Origin of the sequence: Ralstonia edaphi, assembly GCF_958350185.1 — a bacterium.
In the GTDB taxonomy this organism is placed as follows: domain Bacteria; phylum Pseudomonadota; class Gammaproteobacteria; order Burkholderiales; family Burkholderiaceae; genus Ralstonia; species Ralstonia edaphi.
In genome coordinates this window covers 810,286-830,069 of sequence record NZ_CATWHI010000001.1, presented here as the reverse complement: position 1 = coordinate 830,069, position 19,784 = coordinate 810,286, and the positions used below count along the sequence as shown (strand labels likewise).

The 19,784-nt window shown below is 66.0% G+C and carries 20 protein-coding genes; 10 read left to right on the top strand and 10 right to left on the bottom strand.

Annotation, left to right across the window (positions count from 1 at the left end; genetic code table 11):
• Positions 1-48: 48 nt before the first annotated feature.
• A complete protein-coding gene (locus R2669_RS03675) occupies positions 49-936 on the bottom strand; it encodes a LysR family transcriptional regulator (protein WP_316898619.1) in 888 nt (295 codons plus the stop codon).
• A 95-nt stretch (positions 937-1,031) separates the two neighbouring features.
• On the opposite strand from R2669_RS03675, the gene R2669_RS03670 reads away from it, so the two are divergent.
• From R2669_RS03670 to R2669_RS03655, 4 genes are all read left to right on the top strand, one after another.
• Positions 1,032-1,487 (top strand): nucleoside deaminase, encoded by a 456-nt coding sequence (locus R2669_RS03670; RefSeq protein WP_316891514.1) that lies wholly within the window; start codon positions 1,032-1,034, stop codon positions 1,485-1,487.
• Positions 1,466-2,719, top strand: coding sequence for a CynX/NimT family MFS transporter (locus tag R2669_RS03665; RefSeq protein WP_316898617.1), 1,254 nt, complete (start codon positions 1,466-1,468; stop codon positions 2,717-2,719). The genes R2669_RS03670 and R2669_RS03665 overlap by 22 nt, the downstream gene beginning before the upstream one ends.
• Before the next feature lie 446 nt (positions 2,720-3,165).
• Positions 3,166-3,621, top strand: a complete 456-nt coding sequence (gene fur / locus R2669_RS03660) for a ferric iron uptake transcriptional regulator (RefSeq protein WP_147216807.1) — start codon at positions 3,166-3,168, stop codon at positions 3,619-3,621.
• A 96-nt stretch (positions 3,622-3,717) separates the two neighbouring features.
• Positions 3,718-3,969, top strand: a complete 252-nt coding sequence (locus tag R2669_RS03655) for a hypothetical protein (protein WP_316899068.1) — start codon at positions 3,718-3,720, stop codon at positions 3,967-3,969.
• 9 nt (positions 3,970-3,978) lie between these two features.
• Here R2669_RS03655 and R2669_RS03650 read toward each other — a convergent pair whose 3' ends face one another.
• The 4 genes from R2669_RS03650 to R2669_RS03635 all read right to left on the bottom strand — a co-directional run bounded on the left by R2669_RS03650 (position 3,979) and on the right by R2669_RS03635 (position 6,928).
• Positions 3,979-4,284, bottom strand: coding sequence for a hypothetical protein (locus tag R2669_RS03650; protein ID WP_004627974.1), 306 nt, complete (start codon positions 4,282-4,284; stop codon positions 3,979-3,981).
• Between the two features lie 106 nt (positions 4,285-4,390).
• Entirely contained in the window at positions 4,391-4,711 is a 321-nt protein-coding gene (locus R2669_RS03645) for a DUF6587 family protein (RefSeq protein WP_316898615.1), read from the bottom strand.
• Positions 4,708-6,573 carry a ferrous iron transport protein B gene (gene feoB / locus R2669_RS03640; protein ID WP_316898614.1) on the bottom strand — a complete coding sequence of 622 codons (1,866 nt, stop codon included), beginning with the start codon at positions 6,571-6,573 and terminating at the stop codon, positions 4,708-4,710. The genes R2669_RS03645 and feoB overlap by 4 nt, the downstream gene beginning before the upstream one ends.
• A gap of 46 nt (positions 6,574-6,619) precedes the next feature.
• Entirely contained in the window at positions 6,620-6,928 is a 309-nt protein-coding gene (locus tag R2669_RS03635) for a FeoA family protein (RefSeq protein ID WP_316898613.1), read from the bottom strand.
• A 685-nt stretch (positions 6,929-7,613) separates the two neighbouring features.
• On the opposite strand from R2669_RS03635, the gene R2669_RS03630 reads away from it, so the two are divergent.
• Entirely contained in the window at positions 7,614-11,165 is a 3,552-nt protein-coding gene (locus R2669_RS03630; protein WP_316898612.1) for a bifunctional diguanylate cyclase/phosphodiesterase, read from the top strand.
• 21 nt (positions 11,166-11,186) lie between these two features.
• On the opposite strand, the gene R2669_RS03625 is transcribed toward R2669_RS03630, so the two are convergent.
• Complete coding sequence (locus R2669_RS03625; RefSeq protein WP_316898611.1) at positions 11,187-12,776, bottom strand: methyl-accepting chemotaxis protein; 1,590 nt, start codon at positions 12,774-12,776, stop codon at positions 11,187-11,189.
• A 218-nt stretch (positions 12,777-12,994) separates the two neighbouring features.
• Between R2669_RS03625 and R2669_RS03620 the strand changes: the two genes are divergently transcribed.
• Positions 12,995-13,246 (top strand): hypothetical protein, encoded by a 252-nt coding sequence (locus R2669_RS03620; RefSeq protein WP_316891509.1) that lies wholly within the window; start codon positions 12,995-12,997, stop codon positions 13,244-13,246.
• Between the two features lie 13 nt (positions 13,247-13,259).
• Here R2669_RS03620 and R2669_RS03615 read toward each other — a convergent pair whose 3' ends face one another.
• The 3 genes from R2669_RS03615 to R2669_RS03605 form a co-directional block, all read right to left on the bottom strand.
• Positions 13,260-14,081, bottom strand: a complete 822-nt coding sequence (locus tag R2669_RS03615; RefSeq protein WP_147215696.1) for a siderophore-interacting protein — start codon at positions 14,079-14,081, stop codon at positions 13,260-13,262.
• Positions 14,082-14,179: 98 nt separating this feature from the next.
• Positions 14,180-14,848 carry a PadR family transcriptional regulator gene (locus R2669_RS03610; RefSeq protein ID WP_316898610.1) on the bottom strand — a complete coding sequence of 223 codons (669 nt, stop codon included), beginning with the start codon at positions 14,846-14,848 and terminating at the stop codon, positions 14,180-14,182.
• Between the two features lie 105 nt (positions 14,849-14,953).
• On the bottom strand, positions 14,954-15,472 hold the full coding sequence (locus R2669_RS03605; protein WP_316898609.1) for a MarR family winged helix-turn-helix transcriptional regulator: 519 nt from the start codon (positions 15,470-15,472) through the stop codon (positions 14,954-14,956).
• A 77-nt stretch (positions 15,473-15,549) separates the two neighbouring features.
• Here R2669_RS03605 and R2669_RS03600 point away from each other — a divergent pair, with 77 nt between their 5' ends.
• Genes R2669_RS03600 through R2669_RS03590 form a run of 3 tightly spaced genes read left to right on the top strand, consistent with a single transcriptional unit; the run spans position 15,550 to position 17,116 of the window.
• Positions 15,550-16,047, top strand: coding sequence for a carboxymuconolactone decarboxylase family protein (locus R2669_RS03600; RefSeq protein ID WP_316898607.1), 498 nt, complete (start codon positions 15,550-15,552; stop codon positions 16,045-16,047).
• The gene (locus tag R2669_RS03595) at positions 16,044-16,493 is read left to right on the top strand and encodes a GNAT family N-acetyltransferase (protein ID WP_316898604.1); all 450 of its coding nucleotides are present in this window, start codon (positions 16,044-16,046) and stop codon (positions 16,491-16,493) included. The genes R2669_RS03600 and R2669_RS03595 overlap by 4 nt, the downstream gene beginning before the upstream one ends.
• A complete protein-coding gene (locus R2669_RS03590; RefSeq protein ID WP_316898603.1) occupies positions 16,490-17,116 on the top strand; it encodes an FMN-dependent NADH-azoreductase in 627 nt (208 codons plus the stop codon). Before R2669_RS03595 ends, R2669_RS03590 begins: the two co-directional genes overlap by 4 nt.
• 24 nt (positions 17,117-17,140) lie before the next feature.
• On the opposite strand, the gene R2669_RS03585 is transcribed toward R2669_RS03590, so the two are convergent.
• Positions 17,141-18,739: a hypothetical protein gene (locus R2669_RS03585; protein ID WP_316898601.1), complete on the bottom strand. Its 1,599-nt coding sequence runs from the start codon at positions 18,737-18,739 to the stop codon at positions 17,141-17,143.
• Positions 18,740-18,931: 192 nt separating this feature from the next.
• Between R2669_RS03585 and blaOXA the strand changes: the two genes are divergently transcribed.
• Positions 18,932-19,747: an OXA-60 family carbapenem-hydrolyzing class D beta-lactamase gene (gene blaOXA, locus R2669_RS03580; protein WP_316898599.1), complete on the top strand. Its 816-nt coding sequence runs from the start codon at positions 18,932-18,934 to the stop codon at positions 19,745-19,747.
• The last annotated feature ends 37 nt before the right edge of the window (positions 19,748-19,784 follow it).

Genomic DNA, 19,784 nt, shown 5'->3' with positions numbered 1-19,784 from the left:
CGGACTTCGCGACAAGCGGGTCCGGCTTTTTCTTTGGTGCCTCGGCGTTCAGCCGGCAGCCGACTGCAGCGCCTGCGCACGCGCCGCGCACATCTCGACAAGACGATCGCGCAGCGCACGCCCCGCGCTGTCGAGATCCGGTCGTGCAAACAGCGCCAGTTCCAGCCCGCCGATCTCCGGAAAACCATCCGCAGCGCCGAGCACGCGATGCCCGGCCTGCACGGTGCTGGCCGGCAGCAGGCTCACGCCCAGCCCCGCGCTGACGGCAGCACACAGGCTCGCCAGGCTCGGGCTCGAATACGTGATGCGCCACGGCTGGCCGATCGATTCCAGCGCATGCAGCATCTCCTGCCGATAGAGCGCGCCCACCGGAAACACCACCAGCGGCAAGGACGGTTGCGATGGCCCGAGCGGCAGCGTGTGCGGCCGCTCGGCGCTGTCGATCCAGCAGACCGGCTCAGCCCAGCGTGCATGGCAGTCGCTGTCAGTGCCCCATTGCTTGACGAGCAGCATGTCGAGATCGCCGTTGCGATACAGACGCAGGAGGTGGTGAGAGAGGCCGCTTTCCACTTCCAGCCGCAGCCGGGGGCGCTCGCGCGCAAAGCTGGCGATGAGCGGCATCAGCGCGCCGCTGCCGAGGTCTTCGGGCACGCCCAGCCGCAGCACGCCCCCGGTGTGCTCGGGGCTGAGCGCTTCGCTCGCTTCGTTGGCCAGGCGCAGCAGGCGGCGGGCGTAGCCGAGCAGGCGGTCGCCTTCTTCGGTGGGCAGCACCTGGCGCTGGCTGCGGTCGAGCAGGCGACAGTCCAATTGCTGCTCCAGCCGCAGGATCTGCTGGCTGACCGTCGACTGCGTCAGATGCAGATGCTCGGCCGCCCGGGTGAAGTTGCCGGTATCCACGACCGTGACAAAGCTGCGCAGCAAGAGAAGATCAATCATTTGAAAATCCACTGAACATCATTTCACTATTTAATTTGAACATGTTTAGGGGCGCAACCATAATCGACCCGCAATTTCGTCTGTGGAGAACCTCGATGTCCGATGAGCAGTACATGCGTGAGGCGGTGGAGCTGGCACGCGGCAACGTCAACGCCGGCGGGCTGCCGTTTGGCGCGGTGCTCGTGCGCGACGGCAAGATCGTTGCCCGTGCCGTGAACGAGGTGCGCGCCACCCACGACCCGACCGCCCATGCCGAAATGCAGGCGATCCGCGAGGCAAGCCGTGCGCTGGCCACGCCGGACTTGCGCGGTGCGGTGATGTACGCGAGCGGCCATCCGTGCCCGATGTGCTTTGCCGCGATGCACCGCTGCGGCATTCGCACGGCGTACTTCGCGTATTCGAACGAAGATGGCGAGCCCTTCGGCATGTCGACCGCTGCCCTGTATGCCGAGATGCGCGGAGCACCGGAGTGCGGCGAGTTGCAACTGCGTTCGTGCCGGCCGACAGGCGAGCAGGGCCTCTACGAAGCATGGCAGGCACATCAAGCGTGAGCGACGTGGCCGCACAGGGCACCGCCGCCGGCGCGTCACCTCAAGCCGCAGCCCCGTCGATGCGCGCTGATGCCGGTTGGCTCGGCGTGGTGGTCGTGGTTGCGCTTGGCATGAACCTGCGGCCGATCCTCACGACCATCGGGCCGCTGCTGGCTGAAATTCGCGCGGGCACCGGGCTCGGCTTGCAGGGCGCTTCGCTGCTGACCGTGATTCCCGTGCTGTGCATGGGCAGCGTCGCCCTGTTCCTGCCCTGGCTAGCGCGCTGGCTGCCCGAGCATCGCGGTGTGGCATGCAGCCTGCTGGCCATCGCGGGCGCGTGCCTGTGGCGACTGTGGGCCGGGCAGGGCGCGGCCCTGATCGCAAGCGCCGCGCTGGCCGGCACGGGCGTGGCGATTGTCCAGGCGCTGGTGCCCGGCCTCGTCAAGCGATGGTTTCCGCAGCGTGTGCCGATGGCGCTGGGTTTGTATTCCGCCTCGCTGATGGCCGGCGGCGGCATCGCGGCGACGCTCAGCCCGCGCATTACACACATCGCAGATTGGCATGCCGGTCTCGGCGTGTGGGCGCTGCCGGCGTTGGTGGCCCTCGTGTTGTGGGCGACGGCTCGCCCGCGTGAAGCCGCCGCACCGGCGCAGCGCGGCCCTGTGCTCAATTTCTTCGGCAACCGGCGCGCATGGCTGCTGGCCATCTACTTTGGCGCGGCCAACGGCGGCTACACCAGCATGATCGCGTGGCTGCCGATGTTCTATCGTCAACTCGGCTGGAGCGCGCAGGACGCAGGCAGCCTGATCGGCCTGATGACGATCTTCCAGGTGATTGGCGCATTGGCTGCACCGCTGCTTGCGCGCCGCTGGCCCGACCGGCGCCCGTGGTTGGTGGTCGTGCTGGTCATGCAGCTCATCGGTATGGTCGGCTTGCTGCTTGCGCCGCAAACCGGCACCACGCTGTGGGTCGCCCTCATTGGCGGTGGGCTCGGCTCGATGTTCTCGCTGTGCCTGACGCTCACGCTGGACCACCTGCCCGACGCACGCGCTGCCGGTTACCTCGCAGCGTTCGTGCAAGGCATCGGTTTCATCATCACGGGAATCATTCCCTACGCAGTCGGCTGGCTGCGCGAGCTGACGGGCGGTTTCCAACTGCCGTGGGCGCTGCTGATTGCCATCGTGATCGCATCGATGGTGACGACGTTGCGCTTTGCCCCCAGCGGCTACGCCCGCGCGATCGGGCCTGTGTAACACCTGCCTGTGCGAGTGACCATGCTCCCGATGGGGCCTTCCACAGTTCGTAAAGAAAATGCTTGTAATGCGAATCATTCGCATTTATAGTGTGTCCATCGACAGCGCTGCAGCCGATGGATTCGCTCCCAGGGCAAATCCTCCAAGGCACGGCGCATCGAACCGAATTTCGCTGCGCGCCTGCTGGTTCATGGGCTGGCGCCCGGCAACCGATCTTTTGTGGGGACCGCTCTGACACACAGAGCGTTTGGCAGTAGCAAGCCGCCCGACAGTCGGGAAAGCACTCAGACCCCGCTTTCCCGACTGCGACTTTCCGGGCCGCCAGCCATGCCGTTTTTTTTAAGAACTCAGCGACCCGGCGTGCATGCGTGCGACGTTGCCGTTTTGGGTTCTCGCCCGCTGTAGCGCCCCGCCTGCTGTACCCAAATCTCGCCCCAACGAACGCCATGCCAAACTCGACCGACCTGCGCCGGGCGGGGCTCAAAGCCACGTCGCCGCGCGTCAAGATTCTGGAAATCCTCACCGCCGGTACGGAACACGGCCGCCACCTGAGCGCGGAAGATGTGTACCGCCAGTTGCTCACGTCGGAACTCGACATCGGCATCTCCACGGTCTATCGCGTGCTCAATCAGCTGGTGGATGCCGGCGTGCTGCTGCGCCATGCATTCGAGGCCGGCCATGCGGTGTATGAGCTGAACGAGGGCGCGCATCACGATCACCTGATCTGCCTGACGTGCGGCCGCGTGGAGGAGTTTCACGACGACGCCATCGAGTCGCGGCAGGAGCGTGTGGCCAACGAGCGCGGCTTCGTGCTGCGCGATCACGCGCTTGCGCTCTACGGCGTCTGCCCTGCGTGTCAGGCAAGTGCGGGCGTGTCCGGCGCGATTGGGTTGAATGCGTGATGTGACCCGGTAACTTGCTGAAACAGTATCGACGGGATCATGGCGAAACTCACCGCGCGCTCGGGGTTCCAACTCCCTGTTATTCAGGAGATGCCGATGCAACGCCGTCTGAAGTCCGAAGATGAACTCAAGACCTTGCTGGCCCGCTGCGTCCAGCAACACCCGGAATGCGCACAGTGCCAACTGCGCGCGATGTGCATTCACCGCCCTGATCACACCGGCTGCAATTGGAGCGCCGAGTTTGATTTTCCCGTGGACGACGATGCCGCCGCCATTCGCGGCCTCTCCGTCGCCAAGCGCCTGCTGACGCGGGCCCGCACGCAGTACAACGTGGTGCCGGCGCCGTAATCGCGGCGCTTATCCCTTCGCCTGGCGGGAGATCCGCTCCAGCAGCGCGCGTGCGCTTTCGCCGTGCCCCTGCTGTGCCAGCAGGCGCGCATTCAGCACGAGATTTTCGAGGACCAGCTTGGCGATGCTCGCCGTGAGCGAGACGATCACCTCGTCCTGGCTGAAGTGGGCATTTTCCATTTGCGTCAGCTGGCGCGACACCAGCTTGCAGACCAGGTCTCGCAACATCTGCTCGTCGAAGGGCAGGTTGGCGAAATCCACCGGGTCTTCCTTCTCGACTTCCGCAATCAACTGGACCAGCAGCTCTTCGGTCATGACGCGTCCCCCGTTCAGGTTTGGACCAGTCTACGCCTGCGTTGCGCAAAAACAAAACGGGCCCGCGTGATGCGAGCCCGTGAGTGTTGTGGCGTTGCGTCGGCTGTTATTTGCGCCGCACGAAGTGGATCGGCTGTTCAACCGGCGCGGCGGATGACGATTCACCCGAGGCGCAGCCGCTGCAACCACTGCCGCATGCGCTGCCCGACAGCGGATCGGAGTGGCAGGAAGGCGCCTCGCCCGGCGTGAGCAAGCGCTGCCCGAAGGCGCGCATCCAGCCCGGCCGCGACGGCCGATCACACCAGCCTGCCACGCGCGCCGCCGTGCGGGCGCGCATCGCCGGCGCATAGCGGCCGGTCAGCGACAACGCGCTCAATGCCACGACCGTGGCGACAACGCCGGTTTCGACAACGTGGTACACGCTCATGTCAGCACCCGTGCGATCTGGTAGGTAGCGAAGGCGGCCAGGTAGGCCAGCGCGAAAAGGTAGCCGGCGGTGCCCGCCATGACCTTCCACGAGTTGGTCTCGCGGCGGATGGTGGCCAGCGTCGAGATGCATTGCGGCGCGTAGACGTACCACGCCAGGAAGGCCAATGCCGTGGCCAGCGACCATTGCTGCGAGATGATCGGCGCCAGTTGCGCAGCCGCATCTTCATGCGTTGCCGACAGCGAGTACACCGTCGCCAGCGCGCCCACGGCCACCTCACGTGCCGCCATGCCTGGGATCAGCGCAATACACATCTGCCATGTGAAGCCGATCGGCGCGAACACGACTTCAAGCGCACGGCCGATCATCCCGGCAAAGCTGTAATCGATGGCCGGCAGCGTGGCGTTGGCCGGCGGCGCCGGGAACGTCGAGAGGAACCACAGCACCACCATCATCTTGAGGATGACCGTGCCGATGCGGCGCAGGAAAATGCGTGCCCGCTCGACGAGGCCCACGATCAGGTTGCGCACGCTGGGCAGACGGTACGACGGCAATTCAAGGATGAGCGGGTGCTCGTTGCGATCGCGCTTCAGGTACTTCAGTACGTAAGCGACGATCAGTGCCGACACGATGCCCGCCATGTACAGCCCGAACAGCACCAGCCCCTGCAGATTGAAGAGGCCCCACACCTGCCGCACCGGGATGAACGCACCGATCAGCAGCGCATACACGGGCAGCCGCGCTGAGCAGGTCATCAGCGGCGCCACGAGAATCGTCACCAGCCGGTCGCGCGGGTCCTGAATCGTGCGCGTGGCCATCACGCCGGGAATCGCGCACGCAAAGCTCGACAGCAGCGGAATGAACGAGCGCCCCGACAACCCCGCGCCCGCCATCAACCGGTCGAGCAGGAAGGCCGCGCGCGGCAGATAGCCCGATTCTTCCAGCGACAGGATGAAAAGGAACAGGATGAGGATCTGCGGCAGGAACACCAGCACGCTGCCCGTGCCGGCGATGATGCCGTTGACCAGCAGGCTCTTGAGCATGCCGTCGGGCATGACATTGCCGACCCACACGCCCACGGCTTCCACGGCACCCTGGATGCCGTCCATGAGCGGCTGCGCCCACGAGAACACCGCCTGGAACATGAAGAACATCAGCACGGCCAGCAGCATCAGGCCCAGCACCGGGTGCAGGACGATGCGATCGAGCCGATCGTCCAGCTCGGCCGTGCTGCGCGGCATGGTCACGGCGGCATCAAGCAGGCGCTTCACTTCGACGTGCGGATCCGCATCGGCCGGTAGGCCGACCGGCACGGCCGGCAGTTGTTCGTGATCGATATGCGCGACAAGGTCGGCCGCACCATTCCGTTTGATGGCCACGGTCTGCACCACCGGCATGCCCAGGGCGGCTTCCAGCTTGGCGCGGTCGATGCGGATGCCGCGCCGCTCGGCCGCGTCAACCATATTCAGCGCCAGCACCATCGGCAAGCCGAGGCGCTGCAGTTCCAGTACGAAGCGCAGGTGCAGCCGCAGGTTGGTGGCGTCGACCACGCAGATCAGCATGTCGGGGCGCGACTCGCCGCGGAACGTGCCAAGGCAGATATCGCGCGTGATGGCCTCGTCCGGGCTGGTGGCGACCAGACTGTAGGCGCCGGGCAGATCCAGAATCTGCACATGGCGGCCCGACGGCGCGGTGAAGCGGCCTTCCTTGCGCTCGACCGTCACGCCCGCATAGTTGGCGACCTTCTGGCGGCTGCCCGTCAGCAAATTGAACAGCGCGGTCTTGCCGCAGTTGGGGTTGCCGACCAGGGCAACGCGCAATGCGGGGGTGGAAGCGGAGGAGGAAGAAGCGTGCATCTGCATGAAGCCGGATAAGCGGAGCCGGAAAGCGGCGGCGGTGGGAGGCGGGCTATGCCGCCTCGCGCACCTTGGCGGGCGGGGCCGTTTTGGAGGCCTGGATGGCGGCGGCGGGCTGCGTGGCCGGCTCGGCGCGCACGCGAACGCGGGCAGCTTCCTGGCGGCGCAGTGCAAAGCGGGTAAAGCCCACCTGCACGACGATCGGGTCGCCGCCGAACGGTCCGACGGCCACCACGCGCACCTCTTCACCCGTTACGAACCCGAGTTCGCGCAGGCGTTGGCTGATGGGATCGGCGGGTTCACGGTCTTCAACGTGATCCACCACCGCCGTCGCCCGGCGGGAAAGCTCGGAAAGCCGCATCGTGCGTGATCGTTAACGTGACGTGGTAAGGCAAGGAGGCTAAATGCGAATCGTTTTCATTATAACGCAACATCCCGTGTGACGGACTGCGGCACCGGGTCGCTAGGATGGATATTTCGGAGGACGGGTTGTTGCGGAGCGGGGCGTTGTGCGGAACGCACACGCAGACGGTGTCGGCGGCCAAATCCGCTGCCCATGCAGGGTTTTTCCCAAATTACCCTATCCTGGGTATTGGCCTGACCGGGGACCATTGCCTATTCTTCAACTGCGCTGAACTTCCCCGTTCAAAGCGTATTCTTGAAGCCACCGGATACCGCTATCCGGTGGCTTTTTCTATGGGCGCGCGCCCTCTGCGGGCGGCCTTCGCTCAAGGGTGCCGCCTCCGTGGCCACGAGCTTGCAGTGCCGTCGATCGGGCAGCGGCAACGATGCCCCGGGCGCCATATCACCGACGCTCCCGGCGCCCCTCATGCCGCCTGCCGCGCCGATTTGCGGCCGGGCCCACTACAGGCTATCCACAAGTTGCGTGTGATAGGAATTGCAAGCAAAATGCTTGCGCACTGCGTCAGCCGTCAGCCGGCACGATGCCGCAACTGCATCGTGCGCCGAGGGATGGTCCTTGAGCCGCGCATCGTGCAACCGCAGAGTGCATCCGCTCTCCACATAAGGCTCTACCGGTCATTCAAGTGCCGAAGCACGCTTTCTTTCCCACCACGCTGCGCGGCCGCTTGCTCGCCCTGGCCGCGGTGGCCGCCTTGCCGGCCATCGTCGTGGCGATTGCTGGTGTGGCGCTCTACCGTGACCGGCTCAATGATCACCTTGCCCAGCATCTGACCCATGAAACCGAGGCCGCAGCCGCGCGCGTCGGCATGGTGCTCTCCAACGCCAATACGCTTCTCTCGGTGCTGCTTGCCGACGATTCTGCGCTGCGCATGGAGCAGCAAGAGTGCAGCAGCTTCGTCAATCGCGTCTTCCATAACCAGACTGAACTCGCGAACCTCGGCATCATCGATGCCCACCGCAAGCTGGTATGTACGCCCGACACGGCGAAGCTCGGCGTCGATCTGTCGGACCGGCCGTACCTCAACGAGATCCTGGCGACAGGCCAGCCTTCCTTGTCGACGTTCGTGACCGGGCGCGCCTCCAGCCAGGCGGTACTGATTTTGGCGCGCCCGATGGCAGGCAGCGACGGTGCCATCCGCGGTGTGGCGTATGCGGCCGTGCGGCAGAGCGCATTGATTGCGGCAGCCGTGGATGGCATGCCGGAAGCGCCGGTCTATCTGGTGGATGCCGACGGCAACGTGCTGTCAAAGCAGGGCACCTTGCGCGCTGCGCAAGTGCCGGCCGTGGTGCAGGGGCCGTTGCTGGCTACAGCCGGGCAGCAGCCGGGCGAGCCGCTGCTGGTGGACGACGCCGACGGCGTACGCCGCGCCTACGCCGCCATGGTGGTGCCGCATGCTGCCGGCGGGCATTTGCGGATCGTGCGGGGCGTGGACGCCACCGACATCGTTCGTCAGCAGCGCAACGTGACGCTGGCCGGCGGGGGCGCCATCGTCCTGATGGTCGTGATGCTGCTCGCACTGATCCAGTTGGCGCTGCGCCGGATGGTCATGCCGCGCATCGACGCGCTCGTCGACGCCGCACGCCACTACGCCACGGGCGATTTTTCTGCGCGCGTGCCGGAGCACGGTGCCTCGCGCGACGAACTCTCGCTGCTTGAGCGCACCTTCAACGAAATGCGCGCCGCCATCCAGCGCCACGACGCCACCGTCCACCGCCTGACCGAACGCTTCCAGCGCGTGGCGCGTGCCACCAACGACTGGATCTTCGACTGGGATATCGCGACCGGCGAGTCCTGGGCCAACGCCAGCCTGCATCGGCTGCTTGGCAGCGACGCGCTGCTGGGTCCGGGGGACGACGATGGCGCAGGTGGGGGCACGTCGCGCACGCTGACCTTCCAACAGTTTGTACACCCGGACGACGTCGATGCCTTCGCCCGCGAGTTGCGCGCGGTGCTGAATTCGGACCGTGACAGCTGGCAGCACGTCTGCCGGGTGATCGACGCCAACCGCGCCACGCGCACAGTGGAAATTCGCGCGAGCCTTTATCGTGATCAGAACGGCCGCGCGGTCCGCATGGTCGGCGGGGTGACCGACATTTCGCAGCGCTCTGCAATTGAGCAGGAACTGCGCAGCAGCGAAGCCAACCTGCGCGTGGCGGAGCAGATTGCGCTCCTGGGCAGCTGGCGCTGGGACGTGCTGCGCGATTCGACCACGTGGTCTTCGGGCATGTACGTGTTGACGGGCATGCCGCCGGGCGCGCCGCCCGCCTTTGCGCAGCAGGCGCAGTTCTTTACGGCCGACAGCTATAACCGCCTGCGTGAAGCCGCCAGCCGAGCCGTGACCGAGGGTGAGCCGTACTCGCTTGACCTGGAGATGATCCGCCGCGACGGTGAGCACCGCTGGGTGCTATCGCGCGGCAATATCGAGCGCAACGAGCGCGACGAGGTCATCGCGCTGTTCGGCACCATGCAGGACATCACCGAGCGGCGTGAATCCGACGAGCAATTGCGCTTGCTGCGCCGCGTGGTCGAATCGGTGCCGTCGGGCATTACCGTGGCCGATGCGCAGCAGCCCGACCTCCCGATCGTGTACGTGAACCCGGGCTTCGAGCGCATGACGGGCTATCGCGCAGAAGAAGTGCTGGGCCGCAACGCGCGCTTTCTGCATTCATCGGAGCCGGGGCAGCCTGCGCTCAGTGAAGTGCGCGCCGCCCTGCGCGACGAGAGCGAGATCCGCGTGCTGCTGCGCAATTTCCGCAAGGACGGCCACGCGTTCCTGAACAACTTCCTGCTCTCGCCCGTGCGAGATGCCAAGGGTGCGGTCACGCACTACGTCGGCATCCAGGACGACGTGACCGAGCAGGAGATGACGCGCACGCGCCTGGCGCAGCACGCCACGATCGATCCGCTCACGGGCCTGCCCAACCGCACGCTGCTGGCCGACCGGGTGCAGCAGTCGGTGGAAATGGCCGCGCGCCAGCGCAGCCGCTTCTATGTGGCGCTGGTCAACATCGATCGCTTCAAGGTCGTCAACGATAGCCTGGGCCACCTGCTGGGCGACGAGGTGCTGCGCCGGGTGGCCGAGCGCCTGCGCGATGCCGCCGATACGGTGGACACCGTTGCACGCTTTGGCGGCGACGTGTTTGCATTGGTGATCTCGCACGCCGGTTCGCGCGGTGTCGATTTCGGCTTTGATCTGTTTGCCGAGCCGGTGCGCGTGGAAGGGCACGAGGTGTTCGTGACGGCAAGCATCGGCGTGGCGGAATACCCCGCGCATGGCGCGGACGCCGATACCCTGATCCGCCATGCCGAGATGGCGATGTACTACGCCAAGCAGAACGGCCGCAACCGCCTGGAATTCTTCGCGCCCGAGATGGACATCGGCGTGTCGTACCGGCTGAACCTGGAACACCAGATTCGCGCCGCGCTGGAGCAGGGCCAGTTCCGCCTGCTGTACCAGCCGCAGATCGACACCAAGACCGGCCGCGTGTGCGGGCTGGAAGCGCTGATCCGCTGGATTCATCCGACGCGCGGGTTGCTGCCGCCGGCTGCGTTCATTCCGGTGGCCGAAGAGAGCGGGCTGATTGTCGAGATCGGCAACTGGGTCTTGACCGAGGCCGCGCAGCAGCGCGCCGAGTGGCACAAGCGCGGCCTGGCTGATGACCTGACGCTCGCGGTGAACGTGTCGCCCTTGCAGTTCAAACGCGGCACCGTGCTGCCGACGCTGCTCAAGCTGCAGCGCCAATATGGCCTCGGCTCGGGCTTCCTTGAACTCGAAGTGACCGAGTCGATGCTGATGGAAGGCACCGAACGCACCATCGAAGACCTCACGGCCATTCGCCAGCTTGGTGTGCGCATTGCCATCGACGATTTCGGTACGGGGTATTCGAGCCTGGCGTATCTGAAGCGCTTGCCGATCGACCTCATCAAGATCGACCGTGCCTTCGTCAAGGACATCGACCGCGATTCGAACGATGCCGCCATCTGCACGACGGTGGTCGTGCTGGCCCACAACCTTGGCGTGAAAGTGTGCGCGGAAGGCGTGGAAGATGCTGCACAGTCGGCCTTCCTGGCCTCCCACCAATGCGACGTGCTGCAGGGCTATTACTTCAGCGAGCCGCTGTTGCCTGAGGCGGTGACGGCCTTGCTGGAACGCGACACGCGCTTCACCGTGTAAGGCAGCGCTGCCGCTGCGGCGCTACGCGCGGAACACCGCGACGGCGTGCTTCAGATCTTCCGACTGGCGCGCCAGCACCGACGTGGCGGCCGCCGCTTCTTCCACCAGCGTGGCGTTCTGCTGCGTGACGCCATCGAGCTGCGAAACCGACGCATTGATCTGTGCAATGCCGCTGCTCTGCTCGCGCGAGCTGGCCGAGATTTCCGACATGAGCTGCGTGACGGTCTGCACCGATTGCACGATCTGCGTCATGGTGGCACCGGCCTTGTGGACGAGATCAACGCCGTCGCGCACGGACTGGTCGGATGCGCGGATGATCTCCTTGCTCTGGGCGGCGGCCTGCGCGCTGCGTTGAGCGAGACTGCGCACCTCGCCGGCGACGACTGCAAAGCCACGGCCTTCCTCGCCCGCACGCGCAGCTTCAACCGCAGCGTTGAGCGCAAGGATGTTGGTCTGGAACGCGATGCTTTCGATGGTGGCGATGATCTCGGTCACGCGCTGGCTGTCGGCGCGGATGGCGTCCATGGTTTGCACGACGCGCTGCACGACCTGGCCGCCGTCGGCCGCGATCGTCGATGCCTCCTCGGCAAGGGCGCTGGCCGTGCGGGCATGATCGGCGTTCTGCGCAACCATCGACGTCAGCTCTTCCATGCTCGATGCGGTTTCTTCCAGCGCGGCAGCCTGCTGCTCGGTGCGGGCGGACAGATCATGGTTGCCGGCGGAAATCTGCAGCGTGCTGTGCGCGACGCTGGCAGCGCCGTCCTGGATGTCGCGCACGATCGACGACAGGCTCGCGCGCATGGTGCCCATGGCGCGCATGACTTCGCCCAGCTCGTCGTTGGAGCGGGCTTCGACCACGGTGGTCAGATCGCCGGCAGCCAGTCGCGTGGCCAGCATCGCGGCTTCCTCCAGTGGGCGGATGAGCGTGCGGGCGAGCAGCACGCCTGACCCCGTTGCCAGCCCTGCGCAACCGACACCGGTGAGCCACAGCCAGTCGCGGCTGAACACCAGCCACGCTGCGCCATGCAGATCGGCAGCTTCCAGTGCGATGTGCGCCCACAGCGTGCCGATCAGGATCGCCGATGCAATCAGCGTTTGCAGCCCGATCACCTTGAAGCGCAGGCTGTCGATCTGGAACAGATTGACGGCGCGCCGCCATCCCGTGCGCAGAATGCGGCCCGCGCGCACGGTGTACGAGGTGTCCCCTTCGTTGATGGCGGTATAGGCGCGTTGCGCGCGCGCGATCTGCGCAGGCGTAGCCAGGGAACGCACCGACGTATAGCCGACCACCGCATTGTTCTGAAACACCGGCGTCACGTTGGCCAGCACCCAGTAGAAGCCGCCGTCTTTGCGGCGATTCTTGACGAAGCCGCGCCACGGCTTGCCGGCTTGCAGCGTGGCCCACAGATCGGCGAAGGCGGCTTCGGGCATGTCAGGGTGGCGCACGAGGTTGTGCGGCGCGCCCACCAGCTCTTCCTGCGTGTAGCCGCTGATGCGCACGAACGCCGGGTTGGCGAAGACGATGCGACCCTTGAGATCGGTGCGGGAGATGAGGTAGTCCGTCGGGTTGAGGGCGGTTTCGGCTTGGGTGACCGGTAGATTTTTGCGCATGGTGGTGCCGCGCTTTGCGGCGCGGATGGACGGAAGGAGGGTGCGCGTGGGCCGCCACGCACTGTCCTGTCTTGCATCGGCACGCCGGCGACGGGCTAAAGGTGATGCCTGGACCGCCAGTTGATCTCGATCAAATCTCGCGGCGTCGAGCAGATGGGCATGCCCGTTGCTAGCTTGCTGGCAATGCGCCGTTCAGGCGCTGCAGACGGAGGAACGAGGTGCACAAGATCTGTGGAGACGTTGAGATCGTCCCGCGTGTGGTGCCCGCCGGCGGGCGAGGCTGGGAGGCGCGCGTCGAAGTGGTGTTCCGCGGCGCGGAAGGGCAATCGTTGTCGGGTTCGCAGCCGGTGCGGCCCGGATGCACCTTCGGCTCCCCGCGCGAAGCGATGGATGCGGCGCTGCTTTACGGGCAACGCCTGCTGCGCGACTGGGTGCGGGGTGCCACGCCCAGTGCAGAAGTCGCCACCTAAGGCGACGCCAGGCTCAGCGCGCCTCGGCCGCCTTGCGTTCTTCGCGCGAGAGCCCGGCCGTCCAATAGCCCTTGGCGTCGATGGCGTCGCGCGGCACGGCCCAGGCACCTTCGAGCAGCGTCCGGACTTGTTTGAGCATGGATGCCTCGCCGGCCAGGAACACTTGCGGCGTGCCGGCCGGCATGGCCTGGGCGCTGAGTGCGCCGACCATCATCGCGCCGGCGTGCGCCGTATCGCTTTCCACCCAGTGGATGCTGCGGCTGCGGGGGTGCGCGGCGAGGGCGCCTTCCAGCGGCAGGCGCGCCCGGGCGTCGCCGATGGCGATGTAGGTCAGGACCTGCGCGTGCTCCGGCAACGTTTCCAGGATGGCGAAGATGGCGGGCAACGCCGTTTCGTCGCCGATCAACAGCGTCCATGGCGCGGCCGGGTCGGCACGGAACCCGCGCTTGGGGCCGGCAAATTCGACTTCATCGCCGGGCGCCGCATGCTCCAGCCACCGTGCGGCGGGACCGTGTTGCGCGGCGGGCGTTTCGTCGTGCACGACGAAATCAATTTCCAGTTCATCGCGGGCCGCGTCATAGCGGCGGATGGTGTAAGCACGCCCCAGCGTGCGGCCGGCGCCTGCGGCATCGTGCGGAAACATCAGCTTGATGGCCGCGCCGGGCGCAGCGCCGGCCAGATCAGCGAGATCCGTAGCGGCCACGCCGGTAAACACCACGCGGCGCATGCGCGGCGAGAGTGTATGGATGGCGCGCACACGCATGCGGCGTGTGGCGGGTTTGACGGAACCGAGCAACTGCGACATGAGACCTTGTGTGCGATTGAAGGCAAACATAGATGGCTGCGGAGTGAACCGGCTGAACCGACTGGACTGACGCGGTGGCCCGGGCGACCGAACAACGCCCGGGGGCTGAACAGATTGCTGCCTGCCGCTTAGCGCTCGCCGGTGATTTCCTTGAGGGCACGTAGCAGGATGTCTGCCACGCGTTGCTGTTCTTCGCGCGAGGCGAAGCGTTTTTCCATGAGGGCGAACTTCAGGCGCCAGCGCGCGGTGCGCAGCGGGTCGTGGCCCGTGTCCGTCCATTCGGCGGCGTTGTCGGTTTCGCGGTCGAACGCCATGGCTTCGTTCATGCGCTTGACGCGCTCGCCCATGGCGCGCAGTTGCGCGAGGATGGCGTCGGCACTGTGCTGACGCTCGGCCAGCCATGTTTCGCCTTCGGGGGTGATGCCGTAGCGCTTCTTGTTGCCCTCGGCCGTGACAGAAGCCAAACCGTGATCTTCCAGATACGACAGCGCTGGGTACACCATGCCCGGACTCGGCGTATAGAAACCGAGCGAATGCTCTTCCACCGCCTTGATCAACTCATAGCCGTGGCGGGGCGTGCCTTTGAGGAGCGCCAGCAATACCAGCTGCAAGTCTGCTGAACTGAGGCGACGACCGCGCCAGGGGCTGCCGCCTTCGTCATCGCCTTCGCCGTAGCCGCCGGGCCCGCCAAAACCGCCCATGCCACGTCCGAAACCGTGTCCGCCATGACCGTGACGGCCCATCATGAAGTGTTTCTCGATCCACATTTTGTGGTGATGTCCGAACCAACCGCGCATTGCCATTCTCCTGAAGAACATCATCAGATATATCTTAAGATACATCGGATGATAGTGGCGGCGATCCGGAAGTCAAGGACAGCAGAGAAAAAAACAACGCGAGGATTACGAAGACGGTTTGTCGCTACCGAGTTTGGCGACGTGTACGAGCCAGCGCCGCACGACCTCTTCTTCCTCGCGCGTGAACCCCTCCAGCAGGTCCTGTTCGATGCCGCCCGAGCGTTGGCGGCACGCGGCGAGCAGCGCTGACCCTTCAGGGGTGACATCGATGTGCTGGATGCGACCGTGCACCGCGTGGGGCCGACGTGTAATGGCGCCGCTGCGCTCCAGATTGGTGACGATCACGCTCACTGTCTGAGGCGTCAGCATCGCCAGCCTGGCGAGATCGGCGTTCGAGATACCTGGATAGGCGCGGAGCATCGTGAGCACGAGGAATTGCGGCAGGGTAACGCCCACGTCAGCCATGGCGCGCTCCATGCGCAGCCGCTGGGCCGCGCTGGCTTGCCGGAGCAAGTAGCCAAGATAGCCTTCTTCACCGCGCTTGCCCTGGCCGGGCTCGGGAATGCAAGGCGGATTGCGTGGCGTGTCGTTTTCCTTGCCCGCAGGCGTGGAGCGCTTGCTCATGATATCAGAGTTCGAATATGATGTTCGAGCACTGATATTACCACTCATCCTACGCGAACCCTCAACAGGAGTCAGACATGGAAGATCTCTCCCCTCGCATGGATTACCCGGAATTTGTCGATACTGCCGTCGGCGTGGCCTCGGCGCTGCAGGCGCTCGGCAAGGCGGTGGACGCCTCCGGGCTGGAAAAGCCGCTGACCGAGCTGGTCAAGCTGCGCGCATCGCAAATCAACGGCTGCGCGTTTTGCGTGCAGTTTCACTTGAACCTGGCGCGCAAGCTGCGCGTGGCGCCGGCCAAGCTCGACCTGGTGGCGGTCTGGCGCGACACGCCCGCCGTTTTCACCCCACGCGAGCGGGCTGCGCTGGCTTGGACCGAAGCGTTGACCACCTTGGCCCGCGCCGCCGGGCACGGCGTCGAAGACCATGAATACGACGCCGTGCTGGAGCATTTTTCCCGGACGGAAGTCGCCTTCCTGACGGCCGCCGTCGCCAACATCCAAGCGTGGAACCGGATTGCCGTTGCGATGCGCTTTGCGCCGCAGGTACCGGCCGCCGCCGGCGTAGAGGCTGCATGATCGTGGACGTCATCCGCCCAATTGGGGACGAAGCCGCGCTGCGTGCCTGCTTTCCTGTCATGCATCAACTGCGGCCGCATCTTGCCGACGCCGACGAGCTCGTCACGCGCTGGCGCCGGCAGGTGGAAGACGGTTATCGGCTCGTCGCCGTCTGGCGTGACGGGGTGCCGGTTGCGCTGGCAGGCTATCGGCAGCAGGAGAATCTCGTCTACGGCCCGTTCCTGTATGTCGACGATCTGGTGACCGATGCCAACCTGCGCAGCAGCGGCCTCGGCAATGTGTTGATGGACCACCTCAAGGCCGAGGCAGAGCGCCTCGGGTGCGCACGGCTCGTGCTCGACACGCCGCTGTCCAACGTGCTCGGCCATCGTTTCTACTATCGCAACGGGTTGCTCGCGGGCGCCTTGCGCTTTGGCATGAACACGCGACCGGGAGCTGCCCGATGACCACACTGCTGCACGTCACCGCAAGCCCGCGCGACGATCGCTCGCACAGCCGCCGTGGAGGCCGGTTGGTGGTTGCACAATTGGGCGAAGCCGTGGGCGGCTTGCGCGTCATCGAGCGCGACCTGGCAGCGACACCGCTGCCGCACCCCGATGCCGGTTTCGTCGAAGCCAGCCTCATGCCCGATGCCGACCGTACCGCTGCGCACCGCGCGGAGCTTGCGTTGTCGGAAACGCTGATCAGAGAACTGGAAGCGGCGGACGCCGTGCTGATCTCCACCCCGGTTCACAACTACACGGTGCCTTCAGCGTTGAAAGCGTGGATCGATCTCGTGGTGCGGCCCGAACGCACGTTCCGCCGCACGCCAATGGGCAAGGTCGGCATGCTGGCGGATCGTTCGGTGTTGGTGGTGTCCGCTTCCGGCGGCAACTTTGACGGCGCCCACGCGCAGACCGATTTCCTGATGCCGTATCTGCGTTACGTGTTCGCCACGGTGGGCATCCATCAGGTGGAAGGTATCCGCTTGCAGAACACCGCGCGCGGCGCGGATTCCGTCGCGCAGGCCTTCGAACGGTTCCGGCAGGAACTGGCCGCGCGGATGTTGCTCGTGCCGCTGGTGGCGTGAGGTTTGGCGCAGGGGAGGTGGGGCTCAGGGCGCCGCTTCCGCCGTGTGAGTCAGCGCCTTCAGCGCCTGCACGAAGTACGCGCGATCATGCGGCGCCAGGTCTTGCATGGTTTGCGAGAGGCGCTCCATTGTCGTGCGTGCGATGACGTGATCGCCATCTGCGTGGGCAAACCACGCCAGCTCCAGCAGCAAGCCACTCACCTGCACGTGGCCGTAGCGATGCCGGCCGCTGTCGTGCTCGCGCAGACGCAGCGCGGCCACGTCGGTCCAGCGCTGCGGCCAGTAGCGCGCGTCAAAGGCTTCGGCAAACGGTCCGGCCTGCGTGCGCAGGTCGTTCAACGTGAGCGCAGTGCGGCTTGTGTCTGCGCGTGCAATGCGCATGAGCGCGATGGCGTTCCACGCCGATTGCAGCGGCCCGCCGTTGCGCAGCGCCTGCCATTCGCTCATGGCCAGCCAACGGACGGCATCGACCGTGCCGTCGGCATGCACCGCGTTGCCAAGCACATCACGCAGCAGCCAGCACGTCATGCCGAGGTTGGCGGCAACCTGCTGCACGGCGTCGGAGGCCTGGCTTTCCAGCGCGGCAGCCAGCGCGGTTTCGAACTGCGCGACGATGCGCTGCGCGGCCCGGGCGCGTACGTCCGATGCAATGTCGTCGGCATCGGCGTAGAGCAGGCGGGCGCGCTCGATGAGTGCGCTGAGGTTGTTCCACTCGAAGCGAATCTGCGGGTGATATCGCAGCAGGCTGCGGCCGGGCTCGGCATCGGCCAGACGTGCAAGCAGGCCCGCGGCAAGGTCGAGGTCGCGCCGGTCATACGCGCACCATGCGGTGACGATGCGCTCCATGGCGGCGAGGTAATCGTTGCCCAGCACGTGGCGCTGCCGGCGGTGCGCACGCAGTTGCGAGAGCAAGGCGCTGGCGCGTGTGGAGTCGCCCAGCCGGCGCGCGGCCATTGCCTCGCCCAGGGTGACGAGGGCGCGCTGGAAGTCGTTGTCTGCGGCGTCTCCGGCGTGGCGCAAGGCGAGCAGGGCGCCGCCGCGCTCGGTGTCGGAGGTGCTTGCGCCGGTGCTCAGCGCATGCAGCAGGCGGCCTTCGCGCATGGCGTGGCGCGCGGTCAGAAAAGCGTGCCAGAAAGCCGGGTTTGGCGTGCCGGGCGCGGGCCCGGAAAGTGCGCTGGCGTTGGGTTCAGCGCCGATGTCCGGGCTGCGCTCCGGCGCGGCGATACCAAGGAAGGCGCGCACATCGGTGTCATCGGCAATCCGTCCTTCAACCAGGCAGATCACGCGTGCTGCGTCTTTAGGAGTGAGCCAGAACGGGCCCTGGCTGCGCTTGTCTGCGTTGAGGAAGCGCGGCTCGCGATCGCGCTGTTCACCCCAGCCGGCTTGTACACCCCAGTTCTGCCAGTCGCGAAAGGCGCGGCTGATCATCATGCGCTGCGTGCTGGCGTCCGACACGGCGCCGCGCAGGTCGGCCAGGCGCACCAGCGGTTGTTCCGGCGACAGACGATGCGCGTAAGCCAGCCGCACCAGCAGCCACAGGCTCTGGAACGACGCGCGCCGCCCATCCACGGTTTGCGGCGTGGTCAGCTCGACATGGAGGGCGGGCAGGGGCGGAGGCGTCATGCAAACAATCTGGCGAAGCGAAAACGTGGCGCCATTGTGCGCCAAGCTCGTTGTTACAGGCGTTACGCGCGTGACGTGAGGCGTGCCTTGCACGCTGGCGGCGGCATGGCGTGCTCCCTACGATGCGCAGCGCCGGCTCTTGTCCGCATCGACGGGAGCCGGCAGCCATCCACTCATTTCATGGAGCCCCTCATGTTTTCTCGCTGGTCGAAGACCTTCGCGTTTGGCCTCGCGGCCTGCGCCGTTGCCCTCGGCACCGCTACCGCTCATGCCGAGCTGGTCGTGCGCAATGACCTCAAGCGCGTGTTCGACGACGCCGGCGTCTCCGGCACCTTCGTGCTGATGGACATCGGCGCCGACCGCACCTATGTCGTCGATCCGGCACGCGCCGCGCGGCGCATCCATCCCGCATCGACGTTCAAGATTCCGAACAGCCTGATCGCCTTCGACACCGGGGCCGTGCGCGACGATCAGGAAGTGCTGCCCTACGGCGGCAAGCCGCAGCCTTACAAGCAATGGGAGCACGACATGGCGTTGCCCGAGGCGATTCGCCTGTCGGCGGTGCCGATCTATCAGGAAGTCGCGCGCCGCGTTGGGTTTGAGCGCATGCAGGCCTACGTTGATGCGTTCGACTACGGCAATCGCCAGCTCGGCAGCGTGATCGACCAGTTCTGGCTGCGCGGCCCGCTGGAGATTTCCGCGTTCGAAGAAGCACGCTTCACCAGCCGCATGGCGCTCAAGCAGTTGCCGGTGAAGCCGCGCACGTGGGACATGGTCCACCGCATGCTGCTGATCGAGCAGCAGGGCGATGCCGCGCTGTATGCCAAGACCGGCGTCGCCACCGAATACCAGCCGGAGATCGGCTGGTGGGTCGGCTGGGTCGAGCGTGCCGGGCGCGTCTATGCGTTTGCACTGAACATCGACATGCCGCGCGAGGGCGATATGGCCAAGCGTATTCCGCTGGGCAAGCAATTGATGCAGGCGCTGGCGGTGTGGCCGGCGCCATGAGCTGCGCGCCTGCAGCTTTGTCCATCTGACCCGCAAT

Bases quoted from the DNA above. Each gene is read 5' to 3' on its own strand.
- R2669_RS03675 (WP_316898619.1), bottom strand. From the start codon at position 936: ATGATTGATCTTCTCTTGCTGCGCAGCTTTGTCACGGTCGTGGATACC.
- R2669_RS03670 (WP_316891514.1), top strand. From the start codon at position 1,032: ATGTCCGATGAGCAGTACATGCGTGAGGCGGTGGAGCTGGCACGCGGC.
- R2669_RS03665 (WP_316898617.1), top strand. From the start codon at position 1,466: ATGGCAGGCACATCAAGCGTGAGCGACGTGGCCGCACAGGGCACCGCC.
- fur (WP_147216807.1), top strand. From the start codon at position 3,166: ATGCCAAACTCGACCGACCTGCGCCGGGCGGGGCTCAAAGCCACGTCG.
- R2669_RS03655 (WP_316899068.1), top strand. From the start codon at position 3,718: ATGCAACGCCGTCTGAAGTCCGAAGATGAACTCAAGACCTTGCTGGCC.
- R2669_RS03650 (WP_004627974.1), bottom strand. From the start codon at position 4,284: ATGACCGAAGAGCTGCTGGTCCAGTTGATTGCGGAAGTCGAGAAGGAA.
- R2669_RS03645 (WP_316898615.1), bottom strand. From the start codon at position 4,711: ATGAGCGTGTACCACGTTGTCGAAACCGGCGTTGTCGCCACGGTCGTG.
- feoB (WP_316898614.1), bottom strand. From the start codon at position 6,573: ATGCAGATGCACGCTTCTTCCTCCTCCGCTTCCACCCCCGCATTGCGC.
- R2669_RS03635 (WP_316898613.1), bottom strand. From the start codon at position 6,928: ATGCGGCTTTCCGAGCTTTCCCGCCGGGCGACGGCGGTGGTGGATCAC.
- R2669_RS03625 (WP_316898611.1), bottom strand. From the start codon at position 12,776: ATGCGCAAAAATCTACCGGTCACCCAAGCCGAAACCGCCCTCAACCCG.
- R2669_RS03615 (WP_147215696.1), bottom strand. From the start codon at position 14,081: ATGTTTGCCTTCAATCGCACACAAGGTCTCATGTCGCAGTTGCTCGGT.
- R2669_RS03610 (WP_316898610.1), bottom strand. From the start codon at position 14,848: ATGCGCGGTTGGTTCGGACATCACCACAAAATGTGGATCGAGAAACAC.
- R2669_RS03605 (WP_316898609.1), bottom strand. From the start codon at position 15,472: ATGAGCAAGCGCTCCACGCCTGCGGGCAAGGAAAACGACACGCCACGC.
- R2669_RS03600 (WP_316898607.1), top strand. From the start codon at position 15,550: ATGGAAGATCTCTCCCCTCGCATGGATTACCCGGAATTTGTCGATACT.
- R2669_RS03595 (WP_316898604.1), top strand. From the start codon at position 16,044: ATGATCGTGGACGTCATCCGCCCAATTGGGGACGAAGCCGCGCTGCGT.
- R2669_RS03590 (WP_316898603.1), top strand. From the start codon at position 16,490: ATGACCACACTGCTGCACGTCACCGCAAGCCCGCGCGACGATCGCTCG.
- R2669_RS03585 (WP_316898601.1), bottom strand. From the start codon at position 18,739: ATGACGCCTCCGCCCCTGCCCGCCCTCCATGTCGAGCTGACCACGCCG.
- blaOXA (WP_316898599.1), top strand. From the start codon at position 18,932: ATGTTTTCTCGCTGGTCGAAGACCTTCGCGTTTGGCCTCGCGGCCTGC.